Source organism: Pseudomonas paraglycinae, from assembly GCF_021601625.1.
In the GTDB taxonomy this organism is placed as follows: Bacteria; Pseudomonadota; Gammaproteobacteria; order Pseudomonadales; family Pseudomonadaceae; genus Aquipseudomonas; species Aquipseudomonas paraglycinae.
Genome location: NZ_BQHR01000010.1, coordinates 120,375 through 134,610 on the forward strand (window position 1 = coordinate 120,375; position 14,236 = coordinate 134,610).

At 61.7% G+C, this 14,236-nt stretch carries 12 protein-coding genes; 8 read left to right on the plus strand and 4 right to left on the minus strand.

The genetic code is table 11. The features are described from left to right. Window positions 1–8 precede the first annotated feature (8 nt). The 4 genes from L6D82_RS16550 to L6D82_RS16565 are packed head-to-tail and all read right to left on the minus strand — an operon-like array spanning window position 9 to window position 4,817. Window positions 9–827, minus strand: coding sequence for a class I SAM-dependent methyltransferase (locus tag L6D82_RS16550; RefSeq protein WP_085747987.1), 819 nt, complete (start codon window positions 825–827; stop codon window positions 9–11). Then, window positions 821–1,975, minus strand: coding sequence for an acyltransferase family protein (locus tag L6D82_RS16555; RefSeq protein ID WP_236190516.1), 1,155 nt, complete (start codon window positions 1,973–1,975; stop codon window positions 821–823). Before L6D82_RS16555 ends, L6D82_RS16550 begins: the two co-directional genes overlap by 7 nt. Beyond that, the gene (locus L6D82_RS16560) at window positions 1,972–3,276 is read right to left on the minus strand and encodes a glycosyltransferase (protein WP_102687924.1); all 1,305 of its coding nucleotides are present in this window, start codon (window positions 3,274–3,276) and stop codon (window positions 1,972–1,974) included. The genes L6D82_RS16555 and L6D82_RS16560 overlap by 4 nt, the downstream gene beginning before the upstream one ends. Further along, window positions 3,270–4,817 carry a glycosyltransferase gene (locus tag L6D82_RS16565; RefSeq protein WP_236190517.1) on the minus strand — a complete coding sequence of 516 codons (1,548 nt, stop codon included), beginning with the start codon at window positions 4,815–4,817 and terminating at the stop codon, window positions 3,270–3,272. Before L6D82_RS16565 ends, L6D82_RS16560 begins: the two co-directional genes overlap by 7 nt. Window positions 4,818–5,244: 427 nt before the next feature. On the opposite strand from L6D82_RS16565, the gene L6D82_RS16570 reads away from it, so the two are divergent. The 8 genes from L6D82_RS16570 to L6D82_RS16605 are packed head-to-tail and all read left to right on the plus strand — an operon-like array spanning window position 5,245 to window position 14,233. Beyond that, the gene (locus tag L6D82_RS16570) at window positions 5,245–6,159 is read left to right on the plus strand and encodes a GDP-mannose 4,6-dehydratase (protein WP_129972462.1); all 915 of its coding nucleotides are present in this window, start codon (window positions 5,245–5,247) and stop codon (window positions 6,157–6,159) included. Then, window positions 6,156–7,127: a GDP-mannose 4,6-dehydratase gene (gene gmd / locus L6D82_RS16575; protein WP_007954189.1), complete on the plus strand. Its 972-nt coding sequence runs from the start codon at window positions 6,156–6,158 to the stop codon at window positions 7,125–7,127. The genes L6D82_RS16570 and gmd overlap by 4 nt, the downstream gene beginning before the upstream one ends. Window positions 7,128–7,130: 3 nt before the next feature. Continuing rightward, complete coding sequence (locus L6D82_RS16580) at window positions 7,131–8,573, plus strand: mannose-1-phosphate guanylyltransferase/mannose-6-phosphate isomerase (protein WP_102687921.1); 1,443 nt, start codon at window positions 7,131–7,133, stop codon at window positions 8,571–8,573. Then, on the plus strand, window positions 8,574–9,371 hold the full coding sequence (locus L6D82_RS16585) for an ABC transporter permease (protein WP_085747994.1): 798 nt from the start codon (window positions 8,574–8,576) through the stop codon (window positions 9,369–9,371). Continuing rightward, a complete protein-coding gene (locus L6D82_RS16590; protein WP_085747995.1) occupies window positions 9,371–10,624 on the plus strand; it encodes an ABC transporter ATP-binding protein in 1,254 nt (417 codons plus the stop codon). The genes L6D82_RS16585 and L6D82_RS16590 overlap by 1 nt, the downstream gene beginning before the upstream one ends. Then, window positions 10,621–11,988, plus strand: coding sequence for a glycosyltransferase family 4 protein (locus tag L6D82_RS16595; RefSeq protein WP_236190518.1), 1,368 nt, complete (start codon window positions 10,621–10,623; stop codon window positions 11,986–11,988). Before L6D82_RS16590 ends, L6D82_RS16595 begins: the two co-directional genes overlap by 4 nt. Further along, window positions 11,972–13,102, plus strand: coding sequence for a glycosyltransferase family 4 protein (locus tag L6D82_RS16600; protein WP_236190519.1), 1,131 nt, complete (start codon window positions 11,972–11,974; stop codon window positions 13,100–13,102). Before L6D82_RS16595 ends, L6D82_RS16600 begins: the two co-directional genes overlap by 17 nt. Beyond that, window positions 13,103–14,233, plus strand: coding sequence for a glycosyltransferase family 4 protein (locus L6D82_RS16605; RefSeq protein ID WP_102717943.1), 1,131 nt, complete (start codon window positions 13,103–13,105; stop codon window positions 14,231–14,233). The last annotated feature ends 3 nt before the right edge of the window (window positions 14,234–14,236 follow it).

Below are 14,236 nucleotides of genomic sequence, written 5' to 3' on the forward strand. Positions count from 1 at the left end.
AAAAGCGTTCAGGGCTTGCGGGCAATGATCACCTGACTCTTGGCCACCACCGCATCCAGCGCCTGCTTGATCTGCGCGCCGCGCGGCGAGTCGAGCACCGCTTGCCAGGTCTCGGCCCAATGGTTGAGCAACGGGTGATCCGGGTTGCTGAAATCGACCTTGGCCTCCCAGAACAGCAACATCCACATCGACCAGTAAAAGCCGTACTGGCTATGGCTGATGATCTCGAGTCCCGCCTCGCTGACCATCGCCTTGAACTGCTCTTCACTGATGATGCGAATGTGGTTGGGCTTCTGGAAATACTCCGGCGCGGCGATATCTTTCTGCAGGTCTTCGGAGCTCGGATGCGGCACGCTCAACAGGTACAGCGCGCCCGACTGACCGACGCGCACCAGCTCGGCAAGGAACTGCGCCGGGTCGTCGACGTGCTCGATGACTTCGGTGGACACCACACGAGTGGCGGTGCCATCGGCGATCGGCAGCGGATTGCAGTCGGTGACATGGCATTCGACCCCACGCGCCGGGGTATCGCTCAGGCGCTGGCGGGTCGCCTCGACCTTGGCGCCGTCGATGTCGGCAATGATGATCTTCGCCCCGCGCATGCCGCAGAAATGCACGTTGCCACCGTCGCCGCAGCCAACGTCCAGCAAGGTGTCATCGGCGGTCACCGGGAAGCCTTTGAACAGCTCACCGGTTTCCTGGTTGAACCAGCCGCTGAGCATCGCGTCGTGCAGGCCGAGCATGTACGAATCGACCTTCCCGGCAGCTGGCTGCTCGGGCATCGGTGCAGGCGTCGACGCCGTGAGTTTCTTCAAAAGGCTCAGCATGAGGTGGCTCCAGAGGATGGGACGGCGATTCGCGATGTACCGAGGCGCCGCACCAGGGCAGCGCCTCGATTGCGCATCGGCATTTCGATGAGACGGTAATTGAGCTCGCTGAGCAGCACGATCAGACCGAACGCCAGCAACAGCGTCATGATCGGGTGACCGGCAGGGCTGGACATTCCCGCCTCCTGCAAGCGGAAGATCAGCTCACGCACCAGTTGGTAAGCCGGAATGTGGATGAGGTAGATCCCGTAGGAACGGCTGCCGACCCATGCCATCAACCGTTGCAGCCTGCCGGCAGGCAGCAGGTAATCGCGGTTGTACGAAGCGATCCACACCAGCAGCGCACCGAGCACGGCAATCGAGCCGATGCGGTAAGAAACAAAGGTGAAACGGTCGGTGGCCACGTAGCTCAACAGCAGCGCCAGCACGATCAGCGCGCCCACTCCGGCCCACGGGCGGCGCAGGAAAGTCGGCTCCCACCGGCGATAGCCCGGCTGCATGCTCCACATCGCCAGCAACACACCCAGGGCCAGCGCATCGGTACGGATGACCATCAGTATCGGCGTGCGCAGGGTGAACAATTGCACCGCAACCAGTGCCAGCAGCGCCCAGACCAGATGCTTGCGGCACACCAGAATCAGCAGCGGGAACAGCAGATAGAACTGCTCCTCCAGCGCCAGGCTCCAATACACGAAACTGCTGCCGTACTCGTAATGAAAGAAACTGTCGGCAAAACGGAAATTAGCGTACTGCAACACGCCCGCCAGCGTCGCCTGCAGGTTGGCGTGCAGCGTACCGAACGCTCCGGAGCGATTGAGAAACAGGCACGCCAGCAACATCAGCGCCAGCCACAGCCACGCCGACGGCAGCAGACGAAAGACCCGGCGCAACCAGAAGTTGCGCGTCTGCTCCCAGTATTCCTGACGGGTCGTGCAACCTCGCAACGCCGGGATCAGGCTGCGGGCTATGACGAATCCGGAGATCGCGAAAAACAGATCGACGCCCCACCACGGCTGCGCCCAGGCGTGGATTTTTTCCAGCAGGGGTACCGGGTCGGTGAACAGGCTGCCCTGCAAATGATGAAACAGCACACCGAGCACCGCGATCGCCCGCAGCACTTCGATGTCCAGGATTCGTTTGTCACTCATGCCTGGGGCACCTCGGTGCCCGCGGATGCCTGATGCTCGAACAGTTGCGCGAGAAAAACCTGCAACCGCTGCTCTGCCACTGCCTGACTGCAGAAACCCTGCAGACTGCTGACGGCCCGGGCCGCCATGTGTGCGTAACGCTGCGGATCGTGTTTCGCCACTTCGTAGCTGTCGCGGTAGGCCACGCAGACCGACGCCCAGTTGGTCATGTAGCGCAGGGTACGGAAAGCCCTGCGCGGATCGTGAGGCCAGGCGGTAAGTTCATCGGAGGACTCGACCAGGAATGCGTTCTCGGCACTCAGGTAATCGATCATCGCCGTGGTCCGCGGCGCCACGGCCGGCTTGCCGCAGGACATGAATTCCATCAACGGCAGGCACTGGCCCTCACCGTAAGAAGTATTCACCACGTAACGCGTGGCCTGTACCAGACGCTCGTAGTCCGCGTCCGCGAGGTAGCCATAAATCAGCACGATGCGACAGCGATAGGACTGGTTCTTATACAGGTGATGAAGAATGTCGCTGAGCGCTTCTTCGGCATCGTGGTGCGTGAGCTTGAGTACCAGCGTCGCGTCTTCGATGTCGCGAAACGTCACGCAGAATGCGCTCAGCATGTCTTCCCAGTTCTTGCGGCCGTCACCGGGATTGAACACCGACGTGTAGACGACCCCGTCCAGCAACAACTCTTGCTCGCACACCGGTGCCTGGAAATCGATGCCCTCACCACGGCGCAAATGTTCCGGGCCGAAGGCGTCGAGGTCGAGCTGGCGACTGTCGGCGACCAGTCCCTTGATCGTCAGTCGCACCGGTCCGGTCGGAGACTGACCCTGAAGCTGCGCGCCTCGGGCTGCGAAGCGATCCCATACCGGCGCCGGGACCGCGACAATCGGGTAATCGGCGCCCATGGCCTCGCGCACGGCATTGACCGTGTAACCGGAATGGGTGATCGCCGCACCGCAGGCCCGGAGCACCGTGCGCCAGTCGTTGCGCGGCTCGTTGTCGAAGGGTTCGTTGGGGATGGTGCTGAATTCCCAGGCGAATACCGGCAGTGTCGGGCACGCGAGGTGGATCGGCGTGCGGTGCGGCGGCGAGAACGACAGAAACACGCAGGGCTCGCCACGGGCCAGGCATTCCAGATACAACGCATCGACTTCGCGAGCCGGATCAACGACTTCCACCACACGCCCAAGGCGTTCGAGCACCGGCCGGTACTCCTTGAGTACGAAGTAGTAGCTGTACTCCGAACGGCCGAGGTTTTGCGCGATGGTGTGCTGGTTGGTTTCCGAATGAATGATGATCAGCATGAGGCGTTGTCCGTCACAGGGGCGGCATCGGCGGCCAGTGGCTCGAGGCCGAAAAAGTCCGCCATGCGCCGTTGCACCGGGGCGAACGCGCAATACTCGTGCATGCGTTCGACAGCGGCGGCAGACATGCGCGCGTAATCCTGCGGCTGCGCCCTGGCCATACGGTAGCTGTTCTCGTAGGCGCTTTTGAGCGAAGCCCAGTCCGGCCGATAGCGCAGCGTGCGATAAATTATCCGGGTGTCCTGAGGCCAGATCGTCAGCTCTTCGCTGGACCGGACGACGAAGGCCACCGTGTCGTCGATATAGTCTTCCATGGCTGTGTGATCCGGGGCGATCACCGGTTTGCCGCTGGACATGAACTCCATCAGCGGCAGGCACAGGCCTTCGCAGCGTGAGGCGTTGACGTAAAAACTGGCGGCCTGGTAAAGCCGCGCGTATTGCGCGTCGTCCAGGTAACCGTGCATCACCAGCACCCGGCAGGCGAACGGTGTCAGTTGCGCGAGCAGGGTCATCAGTTCGCTGTAGTAGGACGCCAGATCGTTCTGGGTAATCTTCAGTACCAGCGTCGCGTCAGGCGTTTCGCGAAAGGCCCAGCAGAACGCGGTGATCAGGTGGTGCCAGTTCTTGCGGCCGTCTTTGGGGTTGAACACGGTGACGTAGATCACGCCTTCCACCGCGGTCTCGACCACTGAGGAGGTGTCCGGCAAATCCAGCGGGGGTGGCTCGACCACCGCCACCGCATGCGGAGCGGCGATGGCCGGGAAACGTTTTTCAAGCCAGGCGTGTGCGCTGTCCGACAGCAGATCCTGCACACCCTCCCAGTACCAGTGGTGCAGGAATTTCACCCGTTCTTCACCCGCGCCCAGCCTCCACAGACGCAGATAGTGACGGGCAATGACCAGGCGTCGTTTGACCGTCAGCGGTGGCGGGCGCAGTGCCTCGATTTCAGCCAGTTGTTCGGCGGTCAGCGGTTTGGGCAGCAAATCATCGGCAGACAGTCCCAGCGTGCGGCTGTCGAAAATGCAGCCCTTGATCGCCAGGGTCGCGCCTGGATTGATCGGCGCACTGACGTGCTGCTCACGAATGACGGCGAAGTTTTCCCACAAGGGCGTCGGCAGCACGAGTACCGGAAAGTCCTCGCCCATGGCGCGGCGAATCGCGCGGGCGGTGTGGCTCGACAGCGTGATGGCCCGTCCCTGTCGTGCGAGCATTTGCGTCCAGTCGTGGCGCGGATCATCGTCCCACGACTCGTCCGGGATCGAATCGAACTCCCATGCGATCACGCAGATCGTCGGGCATTCAAGATCGCTCGGGGTATTTTGCGGCGGAGTAAAAGACAGAAACACGCTGGACTCGCCGGCAGCAAGCAGCCGTCGATAGAGCGGATCGACCTCGGCGGTGGTGGACACCACATGCACCTGCCCGAGGCTTTCAAGCACCGGGCGATAGGCCTTGAGCACGAAGTAATAGCTGTATTCGGGACGCCCGAGACTCTGGCTGATGGAGCGGTCGTTGACGTCCGAGTAGAGAATGAAATTCATGGCATCCCACGGTGAAACCGCCATCCCGGCAACTTCACGCTATGACGGCCTGGCCATTGGATCGAGTCGGCAGGGCCGATGCTCGTCCAGTGTTCCGGGACACGTCTTCGTTCTTGTTTTAGTGGTCAGATTCACCCGGTTGCACACCCACTCCGGCAGCGTTCGGGGAACCGTGACGAGGGGCATTCTAAACACATCCGTTGAAGGTTCGGGAACCGCCCGACGAGAAAAACGCGACTACGCTGACGAGAACTGACCGGTCACGGTTTGGCCGGTTGAAATTGCTGCGCAATTGGCACAGATTGGCAGCCAAACAACTACAACAATGACTTCACCTGCCGTTCTGCCCGGTTTTACCAGGGGGCTGACAGACATTCCCTTAAAGCCTGTGGGAAGAGGTGAAAGTTAAAGACCAAGGGGTCGCTGTTTGAAAAAAAGTCTGTTCATCACGGGCCTCAGTGGGTTCGTAGGACAACACATCCAGTCACGTCTGCAAGGGGAAGACGCGTCGTGGCAGCTGCTGCCTGCCGCCTCGGCCTACGACCTGACAAAACCGGACAGCCTTATCGATCTGTGGCCGCAGCTGCCCGATGCGATCATTCACCTGGCTGGACAAACCTTCGTCCCCGAAGCTTTCCGCGACCCGGCACGTACTCTCGACATCAACCTGCTCGGCACTCTGAACCTGTTGCAGGCCCTCAAGGCCCGCGGCTTCAAGGGCACGTTCCTGTATGTCAGCTCGGGCGACGTCTATGGCCAGGTCGAAGAACCCGCGCTGCCGATCACCGAACAACAACCACCCTGCCCGCGCAATCCCTATGCAGTCAGCAAGCTGTCGGCGGAGTTCCTCAGCCTGCAATGGGGGCTGAGCGAAGGTTGGCCGGTACTGGTCGCGCGTCCGTTCAACCACATCGGCACCGGGCAGAAAGACAGTTTTGTCATCGCCAGCGCCGCGCGGCAGATCAACCGTATCAAGCAAGGCCTGCAGGCGCCGCAACTGGAAGTCGGTGACATTGATGTCACCCGCGATTTCCTCGACGTCGGCGATGTGGTCTCGGCCTATTTCGCGCTGCTGGAAAAAGGCACGCCGGGGCAGGTGTACAACATTTGCTCAGGCCATGAGCAAAGCATCCGCAGCCTCATCGAACAGATGGGCGACCTGGCCCAGGTCAAGCTGCAACTGGTTCAGGATCCGGCACGTATGCGCCGCGCGGATCAGCGTCGCGTCTGCGGCAGCCACCGACGGCTGGCCCGGATCACAGGATGGACGCCGCAAATCACTACACAACAATCCCTGCGGGCGATCCTGTCCGACTGGGAGACGCGAGTACGACAAGAATGACAAAAAGTGCATTGATCACAGGGATCACCGGCCAGGATGGCGCGTATCTGGCCAGACTGTTGCTCGACAAGGGTTACAAGGTTCACGGCCTCGTGGCACGGCGCAGCAGCGACTCGCGCTGGCGTCTGCGCGAGATGGGCGTTGAAGCCGACATCGTTTACCTGGACGGCGACATGGCCGACGCCTGCTCGGTGCAGCGCGCGGTGATCAAGTCGGCGCCGGACGAGGTGTATAACCTGGCGGCCCAGAGCTTCGTTGCCGCCTCCTGGGACCAACCGGTAACCACCGGCATCGTCGACGGCCTGGGCGTGACTCACTTGCTCGAAGCGATCCGTCAGTTCAGCCCGCACACGCGTTTCTATCAGGCGTCCACCAGCGAAATGTTCGGTCTGATCCAGGCCGAGCAACAGGACGAGAACACCCCGTTCTACCCGCGCAGCCCGTACGGCGTGGCCAAACTCTATGGCCACTGGATCACCGTCAACTACCGCGAAAGCTTCAACCTGCACGCCAGCAGCGGCATTTTGTTCAATCATGAATCGCCCCTGCGCGGTATCGAGTTCGTCACCCGCAAGGTCACCGACGCTGCGGCCCGGATCAAGCAGGGCAAACAGCAGGAGCTGGCCCTGGGCAACATCGATGCCAAGCGCGACTGGGGCTTCGCCGGTGACTACGTCGAGGCCATGTGGCTGATGCTGCAACAGGACAAGCCCGACGATTTCGTGGTCGCCACCGGCGTCACCACCACCGTGCGCGAGATGTGCCGCATCGCCTTCGATCACGTCGGCCTCAACTATCGGGATTACGTGAAGATCGACCCGGCGTTTTTCCGCCCTGCGGAAGTCGAAGTGCTGCTCGGCAATCCGGCCAAGGCCCAGCGCGTGCTGGGCTGGAAACCGAAAACCGACCTCGACACCCTGATCCGCATGATGATGGATGCGGACATGAAACGCGTCGCCAAGGAGTAGGCCATGCTGATCCCCGTGATTCTGTCCGGCGGTGCCGGCACCCGTTTGTGGCCGGTGTCCCGGGAGGGCCATCCCAAGCCGTTCATGACCCTGCCCGACGGCCAGTCGCTGCTGGGCAAGACCTACCGGCGCGCCGCCGCGCTGCTGGACGGCTGGGGCGACATTGTCACGGTGACCAACCGCGAGTACTACTTCCAGAGCAAGGATCACTATCAGGCCGCGCGCCTTTCACGCCATCGCGGGCACTTTCTGCTCGAACCCACCGGGCGCAACACCGCGCCGGCCATCGCGGCGGCAGCGCTGTCGCTGCAAGCCCTGCACGGTGATGCAGCGATCATGGTGGTGATGCCTGCCGACCATCTGATCGTCAACGAAGACGCGCTCAAGAGCGCGGTCGAACATGCAGTCAATCTGGCAAAAGACGGTTATCTGGTGACCTTCGGTGTGGTGCCGACCGCCCCGGAAACCGGATTCGGCTACATCGAAACCGGCGCGCCACTGGACGCAAACGGCGCAGCCAAGGTGCAGCGCTTCGTGGAAAAGCCCGATCTGCAAACCGCGACCCATTATCTGGAGAGCGGCAACTTCCTGTGGAACTCGGGGATGTTCTGTTTCACCACCGCGACCCTGATCGCCGAGCTGGCGCTGCACGCCCCCGAGTTGCTGGAACAGACTCGCGCCTGCATGGCCGCCAGCGAACCGGTGGAAACCGTCGGCTGCCTGCAACAGGAACTGTCGCCGCAGCTGTTCGCCGAGATCACCGACATTTCCATCGACTACGCATTGATGGAGCGTTCGGAGAAAGTCGTGGTGGTGCCCGCCGGTTTCGACTGGAGCGACATCGGTTCGTGGGGTGCCGTAGCGGCGCTGGTGCCGGCCGACGCTGACAACAACCGTGCGAGCGGCGAGGCGATCTTCATCGACAGCCGCAACAACTTCGTTCAAAGCGAAGGCCGGCTGGTGGCCGCCGTCGGTGTGGAAGACCTGATCATCATCGACACCGCCGACGCCGTGCTGGTGGCCCACGCCGACCGTGCTCAGGATGTGCGGCGCGTGGCCAAGCAGCTCAAGGACAAATCCCACGAAGCCTATCGCCTGCATCGTACGGTCAGCCGTCCGTGGGGCACCTACACCGTGCTCGAGGAAGGCCCGCGCTTCAAGATCAAGCGCATCGTGGTCAAGCCCGGCGGCAAGCTGTCGTTGCAGATGCACCATCACCGCAATGAACACTGGGTGGTGGTCGAAGGCATGGCCAAGGTCACCAACAACGGCAGCGGCACGACCCTGGTGGCGAAGAACGAATCGACGTTCATCGCCGCCGGTCACAAGCACCGTCTGGAGAACCCCGGCGTGATCGACCTGGTGATCATCGAAGTGCAAAGTGGCGAATACCTGGGAGAGGACGACATCGTCCGCTTCGAAGACCAGTACGGCAGGACGGTTTAAATGCTGCTTTCCCTGTATCGCTCGCTGCATGACTATCGAGGCTTCATTCTCGGCAGCGTGCAGCGAGAGTTTCAATCGCGCTATCGCAATTCACTGCTCGGTGCCTTGTGGCCCGTGTTCAACCCGCTGTCGATGATCATCGTCTACACCGTGATCTTTTCCCACATCATGCGCGCACGCCTGCCGGGCGTGGATGACAGCATGGCCTACAGCGTCTACCTCTGCGCCGGTCTGCTGGCCTGGGGGCTGTTCTCTGAAATCACCCTGCGCAGCCAGACCATGTTTCTGGACAACGCCAACCTGCTGAAGAAAATCAGCTTCCCCAGAATCTGCCTGCCGGTGATTGTGCTCTGCAACGCGGCAATCAACTTCGCCATCATCATCGGCCTGTTCCTCGGCTTTCTGCTGATCACCGGGCGCTGGCCGGGCATGGCGCTGCTGGCGCTGATCCCCCTGATCGCGCTGCAAATGATGTTCTGCGCCGGGCTGGGCATGATCCTCGGCGTATTGAATGTGTTCTTTCGCGATGTCGGTCAGCTCTTCGCCATCTGCCTGCAGTTCTGGTTCTGGCTGACGCCGATCGTGTACCCGATGAGCATCCTGCCGGAGTGGGTTCAGCGGCTGCTGCAACTCAACCCGTTGACCAACCTGATCGGCAGCTATCAGAACCTGTTCCTGTATGGGCAGTGGCCCGTCTGGAGTTCGCTGCTGCCGGTGTTCATCACCGCGCTGGTGATGTGCCTGATCGGCCTGCGGCTGTTTCGCAGGCGTGTCGGTGAAATGGTGGATGAACTCTGATGGGACATATTCGCGTCACCGGCCTGGGCAAGGCCTATAAGCAGTATCCCAATCGCTGGAGTCGCCTGGCGGAATGGCTGATCCCGTTTTCGCCCCTGCGCCACCACCAGCATTGGGTGCTGCAGGATGTCGCTTTCGAAATCGCTTCCGGCGAGGCGGTGGGCATCGTCGGCGCCAACGGTGCGGGTAAAAGCACCTTGCTGAAGATGATCACCGGCACCACTCAACCCACGTGCGGCAAGATTGAAATTGAAGGTCGCGTCGCCGCATTGCTGGAATTGGGCATGGGCTTTCACCCGGACTTTACCGGCCGCCAGAACGCAATCATGGCCGGGCAATTGCTGGGTCTGCAGGTCGACGAAATCGAAGCGATGATGCCCGAGATCGAACATTTCGCCGAAATCGGCGAGGCCATCGACCATCCGGTCCGCACCTACTCCAGCGGCATGCAGATGCGCCTGGCCTTCAGCGTCGCCACCGCACGGCGACCGGATATCCTGATCGTCGACGAGGCGCTGTCGGTGGGTGACGCCTACTTTCAGCACAAGAGTTTCGACCGCATCCGCAGCTTCCGCAAGGCGGGCACGACACTGCTGATCGTGTCCCACGACCGCTCGGCGATCCAGTCGATCTGCGACTCGGCGATCCTGCTCAAGGACGGCCAGATGGCCATGTACGACAAGCCGGAAGTGGTGCTCGATTACTACAACGCCCTGATGGCCGAACGCGAAGGCCAGATCGTGCGTCAGGAAATGCTCGCCGGCGGCGAGGTGCGGACTGTGTCCGGCACCGGTGAGGCCGTCATCCTCGGGGTGCGCCTGCTGGATGAACAGGAGCGCTCCATCGAGGCTGCAGAGGTCGGTCAGCCGGTGGTATTGGAAGTACAGGTTGAGGTGCGCAGCGACATCGAACGAATGGTGCTCGGCTTTCTCATCAAGGACCGCCTGGGCCAGATGATGTATGGCATCAATACCCATCGCCTCGACAAGGCCCTGACGGATCTGCACGCCGGAGAACGTTTCACCTATCGCTTTGCCTTCGTGATGGGTCTGGGCAAGGGCAATTACTCGGTATCGCTGAGCCTGTCGCGACTGGACTCTCATATGGATCGGAACTTCGAGTGGCGCGACTATGGCCTGGTGTTTCATGTGATCAACGGCCGGCAGGAAAATTTTGTCGGCTGCTCGTGGCTCGACGCCAAGGCTTCGATAACCCGCCATACCGCCGCTGCGCTGACTGAGCGCGCGCCATGACCCGGCTGCTGGTCGAATGCACCCACGTGTTCAAACACCCGAAGGTCAATTCGGGGATTCAGCGGGTGGTGCGCAACGTCATCAAACAGCTGCCGCCGAGCGCCGAAGGGGTCGAATGCGTGCCGGTGATCCTGCTCAAGGGCAGGCTGTACCGTGTGACGCGTCTGGCGCCGCTGGACTCACCGCTGTTCAATACCATCGCCACGCTTGGCGAACGCCTGGAACGACTGGCCCACCGCTTCTGGCAAGTGCATCAGCGGCTGGACACACGCTGCCGCACAAAACTGGCACGACGCCTGTTTTACGTCGGCTATCGCCTCACGTCGTTCGGTGTATTCGGGATACCACTGCGGTTGGTCGAGCAGATCAATCGCTATCAACTGGATCGACGCTGTGAGCCGCTGCAACACCAGCCCGGCGATCATCTGGTGTTGCTGGACTCGTCCTGGCATTCGGACTTTTTTCTGCACGCCGAGCGCCTCAAGCATGAAGGTCTGGGCATCGTCGCGGTGATCTACGACCTGATTCCCCTGTCCCACCCGCAGTTTTACGACACGCGGCTGGTCGAGGTGTACAGCGAGTGGTTCGACTGGATCGCCCACAACGCCGACGGTTTCATGGCGATTTCCGCCACCGTGCGCGATCAGGTGCGTGCAGAACTGCAACGTCGCCTCGGATCGGAACAGACCGGCAAACGCTGGTTCGACTATTTTCACCTCGGTTCGGAGCTGGATCTGCAGAGCGTCGAAGCTGCCGTCGAACCGCGTCTGCAACGGCTGTTCGCCACACCGAAGCCGGTGTTCCTGATGGTCAGTACCATCGAGCCGCGCAAGAACCACGACTATCTGTTGGATGCCTTCGACCATGCCTGGGCGAACGGCTCGAAAGCCCGGTTGTGCATCGCCGGACGCATTGGCTGGAAGTGCGACACGCTGCTTGCCCGGATTCGCCATCACCCCGAGCTCAACCGGCGCCTGTTCATGTTCAACGACTTGAGCGACACCAGCCTCGAACACGCCTACGCCCATGCCGGCGCGCTGGTGTTTCCATCGTTCGTCGAAGGTTTCGGCCTGCCGCTGGTGGAAGCCATGCAACGCGGGCTGCCGGCGATGGGCAGCGACATCCCGGTGTTCCGCGAGATTGGCGGTGAATTCATGGCGTATTTCGACCTGCAGTCGCCGCAAAGCCTCGCCGATCTGGTGCAGAGCTTTGAGCGCAGCGGTCGATTCCCCGCCGCCCGGGATGTCAGCGACTGGCAATGGATCGGCTGGCGTGAAGCCAGCGCGCAACTGGCCGAGCGTACCGCGCGCCATGTGCTGGAGGCGCCTCAGGTGCCAGCGAGGCAACATGCGCATAGCCCTTAACGCCCGGATTCTCCAGGCACCGCGCACCGGCATCGGCCATTACGTCGCCGAGCTGGTAAATGCCTTGCACGCGGACACCGATATCGACGTGGCGCTCTTCCATGGCTGGGGCTGGAGTTCGCAGCTGCCGGAAGCAGCGATGCCCGGTTATTCGCGTCTGACGCCATTGCTGCGGCAGATCCCCGGGGCCTATCAGGCGCGCCGGTGGCTTGAGCAGAAACGCTTCGATCAGGGCCCGGCGCAACCGGTCGATCTGTATCACGAACCGAGCCTGTGGCCGCTGGCCTTCGATGGCCCGACCGTGATCACCCTGCACGATCTTACGCACCTGCATTTCCCCGAAACCCAGCCGCCGGCCCGGCTGCGGGAAATCGAACGGCGGCTCGCCGATGGCGTACGCCAGGCGCGGATCATTCTGACCGACTCGCAAGCCATCGCTGACGAGGCCCGGGAATATTTCGGACTGCCTGCCGAGCGTTTCGTGGTCGCGCCGCTGGGTGTTGCCGAGCGTTTCCATCCGCGCGAGCCGGAAGACATCGACTCGGTGCTCAAGGCCCACGCGGTCGAGTACCGGGAGTATTTCCTCTGCGTCGGCACCCTGGAGCCGCGCAAGAACCTGAACCTGGCTCTGCGCGCCCACGCGCTGTTGCCGGATCTGGTACGCCAGCGTTTTCCGCTGTTGATCGTCGGCATGGCCGGCTGGCAGCGCGACCAGTTCAGTGATGAATTGCAGCAGGCGCTGGCTTGCGGGCACGTGTGCCTGCTCGGCTACTTGCCCGATGAGCAAGTCGCGCAATTGCTGTCCGGCGCCCGGGCGCTGATTTTTCCGTCGCTGTATGAAGGTTTCGGCCTGCCGGTGCTGGAAGCGATGGCCAGCGGCACGCCGGTGGTGCTCACCCGCTCTTCGGCCATGCCGGAAGTGGCGGGAGACGCCGGCAACTATATTGAAGCTGACGATGCAGACGGCTGGCGTGATGCGATGAGCCGACTGATCGAAGATCAAGCGCACTGGCAGGCATGCCGGAAAGCCGGATTGCAGCAGGCACGGCTTTTTTCCTGGAAGCGTTGCGCGCAGGCCACGGCCGGCGCCTACCTCCAGGCCATGGGAGGTTGAATGCGGGTTCTGCATTTTTTCAAGACGTACCTGCCTGACTCGGTCGGCGGTATCGAACAAGTGATCTTTCAACTCTGCGAGAGCGGCGCCCAACACGGCATCGACGGCCAGGTGCTGACCCTTAGCGCCAATCCAGAGCCTGCTGTGGTGCGTCTCGGCCAGCACGAAGTGCATCGGGCAAAACTGGATATCCAGTTCGCCTCCACCGGTTTTTCCTGGAGCGTGTTCAAGCAGTTTCGCGAACTGGCCGCCGAAGCCGACGTGATCAACTACCACTTCCCGTGGCCGTTCATGGATCTGGTGCACTTCGCCAGCGGCGTGAACAAACCGACGGTGGTGACGTACCACTCGGACATCATTCGCCAGAAGCACCTGCTCAAACTCTATCGCCCACTGATGAACCGCTTCCTCGCCAGCGCCGACCGGGTTGTCGCGGCCTCGCCTAACTATCTGCACACCAGCGATGTGTTGCAGCAATTCCAGGACAAGACCCGCGTCATCCCTTATGGCTTGAACAAGGCAGGTTATCCACAGGCCGATGTCGAGCGCATGAACCGCTGGCGCCAGCAGCTTGGGGATAAGTTTTTCCTGTTTGTCGGGGTGATGCGCTATTACAAAGGCCTGCACATCCTGCTTGATGCTTTGAAGGACGTTGACTACCCGGTGGTGATCGTCGGCGCGGGCCCGCTGGAGCAGGAGCTGCACGCCCAGGCCGCCGCGCTTGGCCTGAAAAACATTCATTTCCTCGGCCGTCTGAGCGATGAAGACAAGGTTGCCCTGCTGCAACTGAGCTATGCCATCGTCTTCCCGTCGCACCTGCGCTCGGAAGCGTTCGGCATTTCTCTGCTCGAAGGCGCGATGTACGGCAAACCGATGATTTCCAGCGAGATCGGCACCGGCACCAGCTACATCAATATCCACAACGAAACCGGGCTGGTGGTGCCACCGAGTCATCCCCAGGCGTTTCGCGAAGCGATGCGCACCCTGTGGGAAAACCCGGCCCGCGCCGCCGAAATGGGCCTCAAGGCAGAGGCCCGCTATCGGCAGTTATTCACAGCCGACGAAATGGGCCGCAAGTGGACCGAGTTGTATCAGGAGCTGCTGGAGGAAAAGGCGTTGTCCTACGCCTGATCC

Excerpts from the sequence above, each read along its gene's own strand:
- L6D82_RS16550 (WP_085747987.1), bottom strand. The coding sequence starts at position 827 with ATGCTGAGCCTTTTGAAGAAACTCACGGCGTCGACGCCTGCACCGATG.
- L6D82_RS16555 (WP_236190516.1), bottom strand. The coding sequence starts at position 1,975 with ATGAGTGACAAACGAATCCTGGACATCGAAGTGCTGCGGGCGATCGCG.
- L6D82_RS16560 (WP_102687924.1), bottom strand. The coding sequence starts at position 3,276 with ATGCTGATCATCATTCATTCGGAAACCAACCAGCACACCATCGCGCAA.
- L6D82_RS16565 (WP_236190517.1), bottom strand. The coding sequence starts at position 4,817 with ATGAATTTCATTCTCTACTCGGACGTCAACGACCGCTCCATCAGCCAG.
- gmd (WP_007954189.1), top strand. The coding sequence starts at position 6,156 with ATGACAAAAAGTGCATTGATCACAGGGATCACCGGCCAGGATGGCGCG.
- L6D82_RS16580 (WP_102687921.1), top strand. The coding sequence starts at position 7,131 with ATGCTGATCCCCGTGATTCTGTCCGGCGGTGCCGGCACCCGTTTGTGG.
- L6D82_RS16585 (WP_085747994.1), top strand. The coding sequence starts at position 8,574 with ATGCTGCTTTCCCTGTATCGCTCGCTGCATGACTATCGAGGCTTCATT.
- L6D82_RS16590 (WP_085747995.1), top strand. The coding sequence starts at position 9,371 with ATGGGACATATTCGCGTCACCGGCCTGGGCAAGGCCTATAAGCAGTAT.
- L6D82_RS16595 (WP_236190518.1), top strand. The coding sequence starts at position 10,621 with ATGACCCGGCTGCTGGTCGAATGCACCCACGTGTTCAAACACCCGAAG.
- L6D82_RS16600 (WP_236190519.1), top strand. The coding sequence starts at position 11,972 with ATGCGCATAGCCCTTAACGCCCGGATTCTCCAGGCACCGCGCACCGGC.
- L6D82_RS16605 (WP_102717943.1), top strand. The coding sequence starts at position 13,103 with ATGCGGGTTCTGCATTTTTTCAAGACGTACCTGCCTGACTCGGTCGGC.